Genomic DNA, 16,096 nt, shown 5'->3' with positions numbered 1-16,096 from the left:
TTAAAAAGTTTAGAGCGAACAAAGTCCAATACCCAGGCAAATTAAATTCGCCATGGCATTCGAACAAGGTTCGATCATGCGATACGCAATAACGTAGAAAGCAGCGCAGCAAGTTGGAGGAAAAACTAGCCCCGCCATCTACGTCGCGTCAATTTAAAAAATAAATGGCCGCCTAACAGCTTGTTTGCCAATGAAAACTGTTTTTCTTAAGAGAAAGTCGCGCAAAACATCAGGCGCATTATTTCAAACAGATATAAATGAATTTTCGCACTTATATTTCAGCAAGTTAGCCACAGCAAAACGCATTCTTTCAATGATGGGAAAATCTGATCCGCAAAATTCGCAAACAACTGTGAGGCTTATTAATCACATCCTGTATAAGCGGCGGACCTGGTTAATGACGAGGGTCAACTCCGCACACTTGAAAATCTCCAATAGCAAAGAGAGAGAGTTAGTCGCGGATAGCAAAAGGCCCGTCATTGACGGGCCTCTTTCAAACCTGACCTTATACCGAACGCGAGGGTTGAACCTGCCCCCTGTTCTCAGGCCGAATCCTGAACCAGATCGCATACATCGCCGGCAGAAACACCAGCGTGATGATGGTGCCAACAAACGTGCCGCCGATCAGCGTGTACGCCAGCGTGCCCCAGAACACCGAGTGGGTCAGCGGAATGAACGCGAGAATTGCCGCCAGCGCGGTCAACAACACTGGCCGCGCCCTTTGCACTGTCGCTTCAACCACGGCGTGGAACGGCGCCAGCCCTTCCTGCTCGTTGTGATGAATTTGCCCGATCAGAATCAGCGTGTTGCGCATCAGAATCCCGGACAGCGCAATCAGCCCGACCAGCGCATTGATGCCGAATGGCTGGTTGAAGATCAGCAGCGTCGGCACCACACCGATCAAGCCTAACGGCGAGGTCAGGAAGACCATGATCATCGCTGAGATCGAGCGTACCTGGACGATGATGATGAGCAGCGTCATGGCGATCATGATCGGCAGCAACGGCAGAATCGCTTTGCCGGCCTTGCCGGATTCTTCGATGGCGCCCGCCTGTTCGATCCGGTAGCCGGAAGGCAGGTTTTCGATGATCGGCTGCAACTGCTGGATGATTGCGCCGGAAACGTCCGGTGGCTGTAAACCTTCGGCGATGTCGCCACGGACGGTGATGGTCGGCGTGCGATCGCGGCGGCGCAGGATCGGGTCTTCCATGCGCACTTCGACCTGGCCGATCTGCGACAGCGGGATGCGCTGCCCCGCTGCGCCGACCAGGGTGAAGCCTTGGATCTGCGCCGGATCAAGGCGGATATTGCCCGCCGCACGGCCAACGACCTGCACGGAACGAATGTCTTCGCGCACCGCCGTGATCGGCACGCCGCTGAGCAGAAATTGCAACTGCTGGGCGACCGCGCTGGACGTAAGCCCCACCGCCTGCAAGCGGTCCTGATCCAGGTTGAAATGCAAGGTCGGCGTCAGCGGCCCCCAGTCAGTGTTGACGGTTCTCATCATCGGGCTGTTCTGCATCACCGCCCTGACCTGCTCGGCGATGTCGCGCAATTTCGCCGGATCAGGCCCCATCACCCGGTAGGCCACCGGAAATGGCGAATACGGGCCGAATACGATCTGCGTCGCCCGAACCCGCGCCTCTGGAGCAAGCCCTTCGGCGACCGCTTCGCGCAAACGCAACTTGAGGGTTTCGCGAGCGTCCTGGTTGTCGGTCAGCACGACGATTTTGGCGAACGATGGATCCGGCAACTCCGGCGCCATTGCCAGGAAAAACCGTGGTGCACCCTGACCGATATAGGCGGTGACGATTTTGGCTTCATCCTGCTTGTGCAGCCAGGCTTCGACTTTGGCCGCCGCGGCGCTGGTCTGCTCGATGGACGTGCCGTAGGGCATCTGCACTTCAATCATCACTTCGGGGCGGTCAGAGGTCGGAAAGAACTGCTTCTTCACCAGCCCCATGCCCGGAATCGCAACGGCAAACAGCGCGACCACCGTACCGGCCACCAGCCATTTGCGCGTGATCACCCACGCCAGAACGCGCCGGAAACGGTTATAGCGCGGCGTGTCGTAGATTGCCGCGTGCCCGCCTTCGACTTTCTTGATGTCCGGCAACAGCTTCACGCCCAGGTACGGCGTGAAAGCCACGGCGACGACCCACGACGCAATGAGCGCGATGCCGACAATCCAGAACATGTTGCTGGTGTATTCGCCCGCCGTTGATTGCGCGAATCCGTTGGGCAGAAAGCCAATCGCCGTCACCAGCGTACCGGCCAGCATTGGCGCTGCCGTGTGACTCCAGGCATAAGCGGAGGCCTTGATGCGGTCGTAGCCCTCCTCCATCTTCACCACCATCATTTCAATGGCGATGATCGCGTCATCGACCAGCAGCCCGAGCGCAAGAATCAGCGAACCCAAGGTGATCCGGTCAAAGTTCTTGCCGGTCGCCGCCATCACCACAAACACGATCGCCAGGGTCAACGGCACCGCCGCCGCAACCACCACGCCGACACGCCAGCCCATGCTGAGAAAACACACCAGCATGACCACCAGCAGCGCGACAAAGAACTTGACCATGAACTCGCCAACGGCCGAGTCGATATTCACTGCCTGATCGGTAACTTTCGAGAGGGTCATGCCCAAGGGCATTTCTTCGTTGATCCTGACTGTCTCGGCATCCAGCGCCTTGCCCAGATCGAGACCGTTCCAGCCCTCGCGCATGATCACGCCGAGCAATAACGCTTCTTCGCCGTTGTTGCGCACCAGGAAAGTTGCCGGGTCTTCGTAGCCGCGCTCGACCGTGGCCACGTCAGACAGCTTGAGTGTTCGGCCCTGAGCGACAACAGGCGTGTCACGGATTTTCTGCAACGTATCGAACGCGCCATCGACGCGCAGAAAAACCTCCGGCCCTTTGGTTTCGACCGACCCGGCGGGCGTCAATACGTTCTGATTGTTCAGCGCGGCGAAAATGTCCTGCGGCGACAAGCCCAGCGTCGCCAAGCGATCATGGGAAAACGAAACGAATATCCGCTCGGCCTGCTCGCCGATGATGTTGACCTTTTTCACCCCCGGCACGTGCAACAGGCGCTGGCGTAAAGTTTCCGCGTCGCGCACCAACAAGCGCTGCGGCTCGCCCTTGGCTTTCAAGGCGAACAGCGCAAAGGTCACGTCGGAGAACTCGTCGTTGACCATCGGCCCGATGACACCCGCCGGCAGCCTGATCGCTTCATCATCGAGCTTCTTGCGTGCCTGGTAGAACTCTTCCTGCACTTGCGATGGCGGTGTGCTGTCGAGCAACGAGACCATGGTGAATGCCAGTCCCGGACGCGTGTAGGTTTCCGAGCGGTCGTACCACTTCAATTCCTGCAGACGCTTTTCGAGGGGTTCGGCGACCTGATCCTGCATCTCTTGCGCGGTCGCTCCCGGCCACGCGGTGATGACGGTCAGCTGCTTGACCGTGAACGGCGGATCTTCCGCCCGGCCCAATTTGAAGAACGACAGGACGCCGGCCACGGCGATGAGAAAAATCAGAAACACCGTGATCGCACGTTGGCGCACGGCGATAGCGGAAAGGTTGAACCGGTCCTCGCTCATGGACGACTCCCGGCAATCTGGCCGTCGTCGCGGGCAAGCAGGCGCACTTCTTCGCCATCACGCAGCAGATGCGCGCCCAGCGCGACAATCGGTTCACCGACGTTGAGCTGGCCAGCGACACGGGCCGAGTCATCGCTCAAGCCCAGCACCTCGACCGGGCGCCAGCTCACTGTCGCCGGTGTGCCGGCGATGACCCACACGCCGGGGCCTTTGCCCGGGTCGTAGATCGCGGCGACGGGCACCTTAAGCGCCTGATCTGGCGAAGAACCCTGGGCAATTTCGACGGTGACCGTCGAGCCGATTGGCGCATTGGCCAAACTGCCTTCGAGCACATAGCGCGCCTCGAAAGTACGAGTTGTGCTGTCGGCCGAATCGGAAAGCAGACGCAGTTTTGCGCTCACGACAGCCGACGTATCGCCATACAGTTTTGCCTGAGCGGTTGAGCCCGGCGCGGGGCGCAAGGTCTCGGGCAGATGGACGATGGCCTCCCGCTGACCGGCCCGCGCCAGCCGCACCACCGGTTGTCCCGGGCTGACGACTTGCCCCGGCTCGGCAAGGGTTTCCACCACCACGCCATCAGCGTCCGCCAGCAAAACCGCGTAACCCGAGGCGTTGCGCGCTACGTCCGCTTGCGCCACAGCGGCATTGAGCTGCGCCCTGGCGGTGTCGGCTGCGGCTTTGAACTGATCGTAGGCCGATACCGAAATAGCGCCGGCGGCGACGAGTTTGCGATTGCGCGCTTCGTCACCGGCAGTCTGTATGGCTCGGGCGCGAGCGGCGCTCACCGCTTCTTGCTGGGCTCGCGCCTGCAGGCCGAGGTCGATCGGGTCGAGGCGCATCAGTGGCTGGCCGCGCTTGACCGTCTGCCCGGTATCAACCAGACGCTCGAGCACCTTGCCCGAAACGCGAAAGCCCAGATCGCCCTGGGTGCGCGCAGCGACGACGCCGGTGAATGATCGAGACCCATTTTCTGCCGGTTGCACCGTTGCCGATCTGACAATCGGCGCCAAGGTACGTGGATCTTTTGCGCTGGAGGAATCCCCGCACGCCGTCAGGGCCAAGGGCAACAAACATACCGCGAGGGGGAAAGGTCGGAGCCGGCGCATGGAATTCCTTTACTGAAAATAGGATGATCATCATATTCTCAGTCTTGTGACCAACATCGTCAACAGTCACAAAGTCATCGGCCCGATGTTCAGCGCTGAATCAGAAGCGATAGCTGACAGAAGTACCGAGCCCGCTGGCGCTATTCTTGTATTTCGCCCCGTACGAACCCTTGCCCGCCGAGGTGTCGTTGATCTCGACGCTCTCTTCCCAGAGATACGAATAGGCGACGTCGATGGTGACATTCTCCGCTGGGGTCCAACCGGCGCCGAGGCTGAACACCTTGCGATCGCCTGTGGGAATACGCGGCCCGCGATTGGTGTTGTTCGCCGGAGATTGATCAACCGAGAACCCGGTACGCAGCACCCATTGGTTGTTCAACCGGTACGCCGCGCCGATGGCGTGAGCCCAGGTGTCGTGCCAGTTCTGCTCCTCGCTGATCGTCCCCAACTGGCCGGCGAGCAATGGCGGCAATCCACTGTTTTCGATGGTCAGCTCTTTGAAGCGACTCCAGCGCGTCCAGGTGCTGCCGGCATACAGCGTCCAGTCGTTGCTCAGTTGATGGGTGACCGAGAAGTCCACCGACTCCGGGGTGTCGACGGCCAGCGAGGCGTCATAGCTGCGACCGCTGACCCCGAGCACGTTGAAGATGCCATCGCTGAGTTTGCTTTTCGCGTCGAGGTGGTAACTGACTTTTGAGTGATAGGTCAGGCCCAGGCGGGTCTGCTCGGTGGCCTGGACCATGACCCCGGCGTTGAAGCCCAGCGCGGTGTCGTCGCCGGTGCTTTTGACTTTGCCGTCGTTGCGCCCGGGGCTCAGCGGATTGGCGACCATCCCTGACAGCTCGCCGCTGATGCGGTTGATGGTCGGGCCGAAGCCGATCGACACCTTGTCGTTGAAGGCATAGCTGATGGTCGGCTGGAACGTCAGCGTGGTGACTTCGCTTTTGTTGGCGTAATAGCGGCCGGCGAAACCGCTGCCGTAGTCGGTGATCAGGCCAAACGGCACGTAGAACCCGACGCCGAACGCCCAATGCTCGTCGATCGGCTTGACGTAATAGCCCATCGGTACCGTGGTGGTCGGCACCATGTCGCCGTCTTCCTTACCGCCAAACGTGCTGCGGGTCTGGCTGATATCGGACTTCGCGAACAACGTCGCCTGCCCGACGCTGGCCTGCTCGCGCTTGAGCCGCGCCATGCCCGCCGGGTTGCCGAAAACGGTACTGGCGTCTTCCGCCGAGGAAGAGCGACCGGCAAAACCCGATCCCATGCCGCTGACGCTTTGCTCATTGAGCGCGAAACCGCCGGCCAGAACGTTGGAGGACGCAAGAACGACAGCCAGCCCCACCGGGTGCTTGAGCATTGTTTTTTTCATTGTGTGGACTCTATGGGTGTCTCGGAAATGGAATACCTGAACTGCGGCGGCCATGTTATCCGAGTGACCATGTCAGTCAACAGTCACATTTTAGGTAATTCATCTTCTGCCCCTGTACGGGCGAGGCGAGATTAGGGGGCGACTGATCCGAGTATTCGGATCAGCAGAGGGTCAAGGCATCAAGCTGCGCAGGATGAGGTTCGAAGTCAGCGTGGGCGCCACTTCGATGAAATCGAGATTGTGTTGCAGCATCAGTGGATTGACGAAGGGCCGCAGCGCCAAGTGGATCGACTCGACCGTCTCGTCCAGCGGCGTCCTGCGCTCGAACTCACCGGCCTCGCGCCCTTCACGGACAATGTCGGTGATGAAACGCTTGATCTGCGCATCGTAACGCTGCGCACTCGGCCAGTTCTCACCCGCTGCAAACGCGGCAATGTCGTAGAGTTTGCGATCGTTGAAGAACAGGTTCACGCCCGTAGCAATCACGGTTTTCACCAAACGGCGGAAACGCTCGGTGGGCGTCAGGTCTTCCTCGTTTATCGCCTGCTCGACCGCCGCAACGATCTGCCCCAGACAGTTCGAGCAGATTGCTTCGCCAATCGCCTGTTTGGAATCGAAGAATTTGTAGATGTACGCCTTGGAGAAACCGATGGCCTTGGCCAGATCGGACACCGTGGTCTTGGCGTAGCCGTACTGGCTGAAATGCTCGTTGGCCGCCGCGACAATCTGATCACGAATGTCGTGATCAACGGGACCACGCGGGCCGGGGAAGGATGGGGAAGCTGAGGACTGATTCATGTCGGCAGCTTACTCACCCGCCCGCCGACTGACAACGTGTGACTCATTCTGAAAACCACCACCCATCCACTGTGGGAGCGAGCCTGCTCGCGAATACGCCCGCCCAAACAACACCAATTCCCCAAGCTGCTGCACTACCCGGCCTTACTGATCGCGGAAAATTTGATACGAGAAAAGCCATGCAGCAACATCCCGACAATGATCAACGCCCCCGCGCGCAACCATGTATCCCACCCCTGCTGACTGAGCAGCACCAGACACGACACGATCGCGAGCACCGGAACGAAGGTCGGTACGCGAAAGTGATCCTCCTCGACCCTGTCACGACGAAGAACCAGCACCGCCACATTGGTACTCAGAAAAACGAACAGCAACAGCAACACCACCGTCTCTGCCAGCGTTGCCAGCGTCCCTGTGAGCGTCAGGGCAATAGCCACCACGGTCGTTGCGACAATGGCAGCCCACGGAGTTTTGCGTTGAGGCAGAACCGCACCCAAAACACCCGGCAACAGCCCCAGATTCGCCATGCCATAGGTCAATCGGCTGGCCATGATCATGGTTAACAACGCACCGTTGGCCACAGCGATCAGCGCAATAAAAGAGAACAGCGCTGGTGGTATTGCGAGGGTCGATGCGCGGACAACTTCGAGCAAAGGCGCCGATGTTGCCACCAACTTCTCGGTAGGCAACACCGAAGAAGCCGCCACGCCCACCGCCATGTAAACCACGCCAGCCGTAAGCAAAGCGGCGAACAAGGCGCGCGGGTAAACCTTGCGCACGTCTTTGATTTCCTCGGCCAGATTGGCCGAAGTTTCGAACCCGACGAAGGAATAGAACGCCAACAATGCCGCCCCCAGCACCGCCAGCACGGGACTGACGCCCGGTTTGAACGTGAGCGTCCGCCCCAGATCCGCATCGCCTGTGCGGAAATACCAGACCGCAGCCACGATCACCAGAATCAACCCGGACAGTTCGATCACGGTCATCACCAGATTCGCCCCAAGCGACTCCTTGATCCCCCGCGCGTTGAGCAGGCCGATCGCCAGGAGAAACACCAGGGCGGCAATCTGCGGCGATACGTCAACGAAGGCGTTGAGGTAATCACCGGCAAACGCCAGCGACAAACCCGCAGCGCTGGTGACCGCAGCCGCCAGCATGCAGAAACCGACGAGGAAGGAAATGAGCGGTGACTTGAAGGCCTTTTCCGCGAACACCGAAGCCGCGCCGGCGTGGGGATATTTGGTCACCAGCTCTGCGTAGGAACCCGCCGTCAACATGGCGAAGAACAACGCGATCAGCAGCGGCACCCAAATCGCGCCGCCCACCTCCCCGGCAATGGTTCCGGCGAGGGCGTAAACACCCGCGCCGAGTACATCGCCGAGAATAAACAGAAACAGCATCGGGAAAGTGATAGCCCGGCGCAGAGAAGTTTTATCAGTGGGAGCCGTCACGGTCATTCCTTGGTTCAGGTGGGTAGGAGCTGGAGGGTGGCACCTCAAACAATGGAAATGGCGCCGGAAGCAAAGTTCAAAATGTGTGATGGGGCTTATCGGCACGGCGCTATAAACATTGCCAACTAGACACCTGTGGGAGCGAGCTTGCTCGCGAAGACTCCAGCCCAGTCAACACACAACATCAGCCAAAACCTAATCCCTAAACACCTCGTTTAAAACCGATATCCAGACTATGCCAGCAAGCTACAACGCCTTGCGCCATTGCCTACGACTACGCCAGAATCCGCCGGCTTGTGCGCCTCGGGCCGTGGTTCTATCGTTGGCCGGTCACTGAAAACAGTGATCGGGTTTGGTAGCCCGGCTTACCTGTCGCATCGCAAGTCATTTGCACGGACGGCTTCGTCCGCTGTTTATGGTGGCCATGCGTAGGGCGTCTCAGGACGCGCCGGGTTTCCAGGTGACCGGTCTACCAACCTGCGTTTGGCCACCACCCTCGTTTGGTAGCGAAAGTGATGGCTCCACTTTTCACCCTGGAGTTTCATCTATGTTCAAAGTAACGCCCAACCCGCCACAGTCAGACGCAACCTCCCCCTACGAATCCCTCGACTCAAAAAAACTCCACGAAGCCGCCGACCGCGCCCTCGACCACTACCTCAAACCCAGCGACACCCTCAAAACCACGCCCTACCAAACCAGCAGCATGTTCCTCGCCAACCCGAAAATCGCCACCGAAGAATTGCTGGTCAACGCCAGCGAATCGCTGGGCTCGGCCTCGGTGATGCTGAGTGATGTGATCGGGATGGTTGAAGGATCTGCGCGCAAGACACTGCAAGGTATTGCGCAAGTGGTAATGCTCTGCGAACTGGCGGTCAATCAAGCGTTGGATAACGTCGTGCCGGTCGAGTAATTCTGCGGATGCAGGCGTTCGCTAATGCCTCGCGCTCATCGCGCGCGCCTCGATAGCCCAGCCTTGCGCTGGGCTTTTTGCTCGTCAGTGGCAGGGGTAGTCGTTGGTTTTATGGTTGCGATGGCAACCCTTTGCATCAGTGCCACCGCTGTGCGCAAAGGGTCTTATGCGCTCAGGCCGATCCAGCCATGAAAGCCGACATACAGGCCAACGCCAATGATCAGCACGCTGGACAGGTAAGGAGCGCGGCGCGCCAAGGTTCCCAGCCACGGCCAGCGATTGGAAGCCTGTCTGGCACCGATGGCCGCAGCGGCACCGACAGTGACCAGAGTCAGCGCCAGGCCGATGCTGAAACACAGAACGAGCATGCCACCGAGCGCGACTTCTTTGACTTGCAGGCACAGCAACAGGACAGTGATGGCAGCCGGACAGGGAATCAGGCCGCCAGTCAGCCCGAACATGACGATCTGACCCGTGGTCACTTCGCGGTTGGTGAAGCGTTTACGGATGTCGTTGGCATGAGCACGTTCGTGCGCATCCTGATAGCCATCAATCGACAGCTCCAGGCCTTCGAGTTCGGAATGCGCATGCCCATGACCATGCTCCTGGAACGTCAGATCGTAATCATGCGAATGCCCGGCGTGTCCAAGGCTCAAGCGGGCGCTGAACTCGTGCGGTTCCGGAATATCCACCGTCGACTGCAGAAAGTCTTCACGCTCGACGACCGCGAACGATTGGCTGCTGCCGTCCGGACGCGTCGTGGTCAGGCGAACATCCGAGGCTGCCCAGGCGTGTCCGCTCAAGGTCTTCAGGCGCCAGTGCGGTGGCATGCCTTCCTCGAAGATCGACAGTTCAACACGGCCATGGCCGGTATCTATTCGGTGCGTTTCATCATGATGACCATGGTCGTGTTCGCCGTGATGGTGATCATCGCTTTGCTCGAACTTGAACATCTGCTCACCGCGCCAGGTACGCCACAGCATCCACAGGGCAATCGCGATGATCAGTGCAGAGGAAGCAAGCTGGAAATACGGCTCAGTGGTTTCAGCATCCAGGCCTTTGCCCAGGTACATGCCGCCGATGGCGACCAGCCACACCACGGCGGTGTGCGAAAGCGTTGCGGCCAACCCCAACAAAACAGCCTGTTTGACCGAGCCACGGATGGCCACGATGAAGGCCGCCATCATGGTTTTCGAATGACCTGGTTCAAGTCCATGCAAGGCACCGAGCAGAATCGCGCTCGGGAAATACAGCCAGGCGTGAGCCCCGCCTTGCTGCAACAGTTCAGCGAAATCGGGCATGTCAGACCTAAAGGTACTTGGTGATTTGTTTGAAGGCTTCCAGCGGTGCCCGCTCGCCATTGCCTAGCGCCGAAAGGGTATCTTCGAGGCAGTGGTCGATGTGATCCTGGATGAGCGTGCGTTTGGCCTGGCAGATCGCTTTCTCGACCGCATGAAGCTGCTGGGCGATATCCACGCACTGACGCCCTTCTTCGATCATGGTGATGATGCCGCGCAAATGCCCGTCCGCCCGTTTGAGGCGTTTGATGATCGCCTCATGACTTTGGTGGGTGTGGGGATGGCTGTGGTCGTGTTCGTGTTCACTCATGAGTTGAGTCTCAGGGCTCGATGAATTACGCTGGCATCGTATCCCCCCAGGGGGGATTAGGCAAATGGCTTGAACGCCCGGTCAACGAGTTGAAACCTTTAACACCATGTACAGCAAAACACTGACAACGACGGTAGTAATCGTGCTTGCTCTCGCCATGTTCATGGCCTGGGTCGGGCATACCTATTCATTGTCAGTCACCTCGGGGCAGCCAGCCCGGGAGATCGCTGAGGACGTCCACCATTCTCACGGCGAAGAGTCGTCATCCAGCCACTCAAACTTTTCAGAACACTATCACTCGCCATTGACCCCTGATCATCAGCACGAAACGCCGCAACTCACAGCCGCGTTGATGTTGGCGACATCGCCGATGCCATCAATCCGGGTCGATGCACTTCGACACTCGGTTCCTCTGCCGCCGATATTTTTGATCGAGCGTCCACCTCGCCCTTCGTTCGCATCCTGACCACGGCCGCAATGCGGCCCACGATCATTGCAACGTAGGATTGCCCCATGCATTCGCACTCGATGAGCGGCACAGGCGTACTTACTGCGCCTTCGCACCACCCGCTACTGCTGTTGTTTTTACTTGTCGCTGCACTTTTACTCGGGACACCCGAGGCGATGGCTCACGCAGTTGCGGAAGGCGACAAAGGTTTCATCCAGGAAAGCTCAGGCGTCATGTTGCTGCCCTTCATCTACATGGGCGCCAAGCACATGATGACCGGCTACGACCACCTGCTGTTTCTGTTCGGGGTGATCTTCTTCCTCTACCGCCTGAAGGATGTTGGCCTTTACGTCACGCTGTTCGCCGTAGGCCATTCGGTCACGCTGCTGCTTGGCGTGCTGGCCGAGGTCAGCATCAGCTCCTACATCATCGACGCCATTATCGGCTTTTCGGTGGTGTACAAAGCCCTCGATAACCTCGGCGCATTCCAGCGCTGGTTCGGTTACCAACCCGATACCAAAGTGGCCACGCTGATCTTTGGCTTGCTCCACGGTTTTGGTTTGGCGACCAAGATTCAGGAATACGAGATCTCACCAGACGGCCTGATTCCGAACCTGATCGCCTTCAACGTTGGTGTCGAGATCGGCCAATTGCTGGCCCTCAGCGCGATTCTCATTTTGATGGGGTATTGGCGGCGCACCGGCAGTTTCTGGCGCCACGCGTATACCGCCAACGTCGCCATGATGAGTGCCGGTTTCCTCTTGATGGGTTACCAGATCACCGGCCTGTTTGTCTCTGCCTAAGGAATTCCGACGATGTTCAATACTCCGCTTCCAACTGTTAATGAATTGCCAAGCACCCGCAGACTGCTGCGCTCGACCGTCATCGCGATACTGGTCGCCGCCGGCCTTTTGGTGACCGTTGTCATGCCGTCTGAATACGCCATTGATCCGACAGGTGTAGGTAGAACACTGGGGCTGACCCAGATGGGCGAGCTGAAACTCATCCTTGCTCAAGAAGCGCTGGCGGAAGCCGCGCCGCCTCAAGCAGCCGCTTCAGCTCCGACTGCAACTTCTGCTCCAGTTCCAGCGCAGCAAGTTGCACAAGTCCAACCCATTGAGAAGCCTGTTACCAAGCCAGTAACCGCGTCCGCCCCGGCGCTGAAAACCAATCAGATGAGCGTAACGCTCAAACCTGGCGAAGGTACGGAAATCAAACTGGAAATGCTGAAGGGCAAGACTGTCAGTTACGAATGGACGGCCACTGGCGGGCTCGTGAACTACGACACGCACGGCGAGCCCTACAACGGTGAAAAGGGTTACTTCCACAGCTACAACAAGGGCAAGCAGGTCAAAAGCAATAAAGGCGAATTCACCGCGTTATTTGACGGCACCCATGGCTGGTTCTGGCGTAACCGCAGCAACAAGGACGTGACCATCTCGCTGAATACGACCGGCGATTACCTGAGCGTCAAACAGTAGTCCGGAACACATTGAAAACGAGGCCGCAAATGCGGCCTCGTTTTTTCTGCGTGAAGAAAAGTGCTGGATTCAAATTCCACAAATGTCCGTGCGCAGCCGCCAGGCGTCCTTCGCCGGCGGCATACCGAACAAGCGGGCGTAGTCCCGACTGAACTGCGAGGGACTTTCGTAACCGACTGCATATCCCGCCTCTGCGGCATCAATCGCTTCGGTGACCATCAGCCGGCGTGCTTCCTGTAGCCGCAACTGGTTGCGAAACTCCAGCGGGCTCATCGAGGTGATCGCCTTGAAATGCGTGTGAAACGAAGAACGGCTCATGCCGGCGATTTCGACGAGTTCATCTATTCGAAACGCTTCGTTGTAGTGGCTGCGCAGCCAGGCAATAGCCTTGGCGATCTGGTTCAAGCGGCTGTCTGCTTGTGCCATCTGCCTGATGATGCTGTTGCCGTTTTCGGTGAGAAGGCGATAAAGCATTTCGCGAATCACCAGCGGAGCGAGCGCTTCGATATCCCGTGGCCTGTCGAGCAGCCCGGCCAGCCGAACCGCAGCATCCAGCAGTTCTGGAGTCGTATCGTTGAGCGTAATGCCTGCCGGCGGTGCACTGACGCTCTCTTCTCTTAGCGGATGGCGCAGCGCAAGGTCGCTCAACACAGTGGTATCGAGATCCAGCGCCAGGCACAGATAAGGATCAGCCTCACTCGCCTCGATGACCGAGCCCATCACCGGAAGGTCTACCGATGCAACCAGATACTTGGCAGGATCGTAAACATAGGCGGTAGTACCCAGCATCGCTTGTTTACGTCCCTGAGCGACAAGGCAGAGCGTTGGCTCGTACACCACCGGCATAGGCATCGTGGGCGAAGCCGAACGAATCAGGCTGACACCCGGAATCGCAGTCCTGTGAACGCCGTCATCCCGGACGTGACGACCAACGATATCGACAAGCTTTGAAAGGGAATTCAAACACAACTCCATAACGTGACGATGCGGCGGATAGGCATCTGGTATCGGATGATCAAGCAAGAAATCAGGACGATCCTGCAACAGCCCTCCTCCGCTCTTAAGTCACACTTCAAATGAAGCCCAGAGAAACTGCCGTCACACCCGCGCCGATTCTTTGCCAATGCCTCATATAGAACAACGGCGTCGGGGAACGCAACTAACGGCTTACAGATAACAACAACGGCCCATCCAACTCGGGACAGATTAAGGAGCACAGGAAATGACGTTTGTTCAACGCCTCTCTACAGCGCTAGCACTGGTCCTCACCGTTCTCATTGCAGGGCCGGCGCCCGCCGTGGCCAGCGAACCGACTACGGAACGCAACCGCCAATTCATTGCGCAAGCGTTCAACCAGTGGGCTCAGGGCGGCCGGACGTTCTTCACAGATGTCCTGTCTCCCGATGTGATCTGGACGATCAAGGGGACGAGCCCTTCGGCGGGTACTTATCGGGGCCGAGATGACTTCCTGAAACGCGCAGTCCAACCCTTCGCAAAACGGCTCGCCTCGCCCGTTCGCCCGACGGTGACGGATATCTGGGCTGAAGGCGATGACGTCGTCGTGCACTGGGACGGCACCGCCACCGCAGCCGATGGCGCGCCTTATCGCAACAGCTACGTATGGATCATGCGCATGCGAAATTTGCAGGCAGTTGAAGTCATTGCCTTTCTCGACCTGGTGCCTTACGACGACGTTAATAGGCGAATTCCGCTTGAAGCGGGCAATGTTGAATAGATAATCCTGCCAAGATCGGCTGGAGGATCTGCTTGCGAGACGTTGCGAGATATTAAGTAAGTGGGCATGTCGCGAATGTCGGCTTTCGGCCATAAGCTGCCCGTCACGGGCGTCCCCCCTTTGGTTGATGACAGTCTTCGACGACCACCCTGCCGCGCACCCCAAGATGCGCGGCAGGAGGATAAATATCCACCTGGCCAAGCGCGACGCGGTGGAATCTCAGAACAACGACACCGGTATTTTCACGATGACCCGCAGCTCGTCAAAGTTGCCCTCGACCTGATGACTGCTCGCGCGATGCCAGGCGTAACCGGCAAGGATATTGGCCCCCTTCAGCTCGGTTCCCTGGAAGGTATAACTGGCGAAAACACCGGTTTCATTATGGTGCTCGTTATCCTGAAGAGGTGAAGCGGTATAAACACCTTTGCTGCCTCCGTTGTAACCGGTGCCGTCAATACCCCAACCACGTGTATGCCAAAGTATGCTTTTGAAGCCCGGCACGCCGTAGGCCGCCCAGTCATTGATGTACTTGATCTGCAACGAGGTTTCGTTCGGCCCGTTGAAATAGGAAACCATGGTATTGGGCAACGAAATGGCATTTGATTCTTTGACGTAATCGAAGAACTCATCACCGACTATTTTCTGCAGGCCAAACTCGACGGTATGGTTCTTGAAGCTGGGGGTAACCGTCAGGCCATAGGCCTGCTGATCGATATAACCGGCCTCTTGTTTTCCGCTGGATTGGGTGTTGTAAGCCGACAACTTGACGGAGGTTTTTATTTCTCCTGTCTTGAAGTCCCGGCTTAGGCCTAGATATTCCCGATCCCAGATATCCTGAATACGGGAAACATAGACACTGCTCTTCAACCCGCCCGCACTGGTGTAATCACCGCCCACGTAGGCGGTCCAGTCACTGCTGACCGGGCGCATTGCATATTGAAGCCCTATGGGCTCGGTACCGGCCGCATAGCGGGGCGCCATTTTCGAGAAATAACCGGACTTCAATACCAGACCTTTGATGGATGAGTTTTCGAACGACCATCCATCAAAAGACGCCGGCACGGTACGTGTATCGGAAAAGTTCATCACGGGGTTGGCCACTTGATGACGGCCAATTTTCAATTCCGACTCAGCCATTCGCAACTTCAGCGCGGCAACGCCCAGGCGGCTCCAGCTCGGCTCGACATCACCGTCACTGTTGACCAGCATGCGGTTACTGCCGCCTGCCGCATCAGCGGGGTTGCGCTCCAGTGCAACGACCGAATATGCAGCGAGATCAAGCCCGACGCCCACCGCCCCAGGTGTATACCCGGAGATAAAACCCAGCTTGAAGCCCTGTTGCCAGGCGACTCGGTCATGCGAAACCCGTGGCCCATCATCGGTACGATAACGGTAGACCGTGTCTCCCCTGCCGATCTCTTTGGAATACCAGTGCCGGGTATCCAGTGTCAGAGAACTTCCCTTAAAAAAACCGCTGTCGGAATTCTCCGCCAGTGCTTCAACACTCAGCAGCATGCCGGGCAAGACACACGCCAGCACAGCTCCACTCTTTACAGGAAGCCACATAGGGATAACCCTCAACTTTTATTATT

14 protein-coding genes are annotated in these 16,096 nt (G+C 58.2%); 4 read left to right on the top strand and 10 right to left on the bottom strand.

Annotated elements, in window-relative coordinates; genetic code table 11:
• Nucleotides 1-505 precede the first annotated feature (505 nt).
• The 5 genes from OC605_RS26305 to OC605_RS26285 form a co-directional block, all read right to left on the bottom strand.
• Nucleotides 506-3,595, bottom strand: coding sequence for an efflux RND transporter permease subunit (locus OC605_RS26305; protein WP_262140308.1), 3,090 nt, complete (start codon nt 3,593-3,595; stop codon nt 506-508).
• Nucleotides 3,592-4,701 (bottom strand): efflux RND transporter periplasmic adaptor subunit, encoded by a 1,110-nt coding sequence (locus tag OC605_RS26300; RefSeq protein ID WP_262140306.1) that lies wholly within the window; start codon nt 4,699-4,701, stop codon nt 3,592-3,594. The genes OC605_RS26305 and OC605_RS26300 overlap by 4 nt, the downstream gene beginning before the upstream one ends.
• A 100-nt stretch (nt 4,702-4,801) precedes the next feature.
• A complete protein-coding gene (locus OC605_RS26295; RefSeq protein ID WP_262140305.1) occupies nt 4,802-6,073 on the bottom strand; it encodes an OmpP1/FadL family transporter in 1,272 nt (423 codons plus the stop codon).
• Nucleotides 6,074-6,244: 171 nt separating this feature from the next.
• Nucleotides 6,245-6,871: a TetR/AcrR family transcriptional regulator gene (locus tag OC605_RS26290; RefSeq protein ID WP_262140304.1), complete on the bottom strand. Its 627-nt coding sequence runs from the start codon at nt 6,869-6,871 to the stop codon at nt 6,245-6,247.
• A gap of 134 nt (nt 6,872-7,005) precedes the next feature.
• Complete coding sequence (locus tag OC605_RS26285; protein WP_262140303.1) at nt 7,006-8,328, bottom strand: APC family permease; 1,323 nt, start codon at nt 8,326-8,328, stop codon at nt 7,006-7,008.
• Nucleotides 8,329-8,869: 541 nt separating this feature from the next.
• Between OC605_RS26285 and OC605_RS26280 the strand changes: the two genes are divergently transcribed.
• Complete coding sequence (locus OC605_RS26280) at nt 8,870-9,232, top strand: DUF6124 family protein (RefSeq protein ID WP_262140302.1); 363 nt, start codon at nt 8,870-8,872, stop codon at nt 9,230-9,232.
• An 84-nt stretch (nt 9,233-9,316) separates the two neighbouring features.
• Here the strand turns inward: OC605_RS26280 and OC605_RS26275 are convergent, their stop codons facing one another.
• From OC605_RS26275 to OC605_RS26265, 3 genes are read right to left on the bottom strand one after another with little or no spacing between them, the layout of a single operon-like run.
• Nucleotides 9,317-9,400 (bottom strand): YHYH domain-containing protein, encoded by an 84-nt coding sequence (locus tag OC605_RS26275; RefSeq protein ID WP_262140322.1) that lies wholly within the window; start codon nt 9,398-9,400, stop codon nt 9,317-9,319.
• Nucleotides 9,397-10,533: a nickel/cobalt efflux protein RcnA gene (locus OC605_RS26270; protein ID WP_262140301.1), complete on the bottom strand. Its 1,137-nt coding sequence runs from the start codon at nt 10,531-10,533 to the stop codon at nt 9,397-9,399. Before OC605_RS26270 ends, OC605_RS26275 begins: the two co-directional genes overlap by 4 nt.
• Before the next feature lie 7 nt (nt 10,534-10,540).
• Nucleotides 10,541-10,840 (bottom strand): metal-sensing transcriptional repressor, encoded by a 300-nt coding sequence (locus OC605_RS26265; protein WP_122601586.1) that lies wholly within the window; start codon nt 10,838-10,840, stop codon nt 10,541-10,543.
• A 513-nt stretch (nt 10,841-11,353) separates the two neighbouring features.
• Between OC605_RS26265 and OC605_RS26260 the strand changes: the two genes are divergently transcribed.
• Nucleotides 11,354-12,091 carry a HupE/UreJ family protein gene (locus OC605_RS26260; RefSeq protein ID WP_262140300.1) on the top strand — a complete coding sequence of 246 codons (738 nt, stop codon included), beginning with the start codon at nt 11,354-11,356 and terminating at the stop codon, nt 12,089-12,091.
• 12 nt (nt 12,092-12,103) lie between these two features.
• Nucleotides 12,104-12,769 (top strand): transmembrane anchor protein, encoded by a 666-nt coding sequence (locus tag OC605_RS26255; protein ID WP_262140299.1) that lies wholly within the window; start codon nt 12,104-12,106, stop codon nt 12,767-12,769.
• 69 nt (nt 12,770-12,838) lie between these two features.
• Here the strand turns inward: OC605_RS26255 and OC605_RS26250 are convergent, their stop codons facing one another.
• Entirely contained in the window at nt 12,839-13,813 is a 975-nt protein-coding gene (locus tag OC605_RS26250) for an AraC family transcriptional regulator (RefSeq protein ID WP_316044680.1), read from the bottom strand.
• 178 nt (nt 13,814-13,991) lie between these two features.
• Here OC605_RS26250 and OC605_RS26245 point away from each other — a divergent pair, with 178 nt between their 5' ends.
• Complete coding sequence (locus OC605_RS26245) at nt 13,992-14,504, top strand: nuclear transport factor 2 family protein (RefSeq protein WP_262140298.1); 513 nt, start codon at nt 13,992-13,994, stop codon at nt 14,502-14,504.
• Between the two features lie 219 nt (nt 14,505-14,723).
• Here the strand turns inward: OC605_RS26245 and OC605_RS26240 are convergent, their stop codons facing one another.
• Nucleotides 14,724-16,019, bottom strand: coding sequence for an OprD family porin (locus tag OC605_RS26240; protein WP_260466528.1), 1,296 nt, complete (start codon nt 16,017-16,019; stop codon nt 14,724-14,726).
• Between the last annotated feature and the right edge of the window lie 77 nt (nt 16,020-16,096).

Source organism: Pseudomonas sp. Marseille-Q5117, assembly GCF_946901175.1.
Classification (GTDB): Bacteria; Pseudomonadota; Gammaproteobacteria; order Pseudomonadales; family Pseudomonadaceae; genus Aquipseudomonas; species Aquipseudomonas iranensis.
Note: the sequence above shows the minus strand (reverse complement) of the source record. Positions and strands in the feature narration are given on the sequence as shown.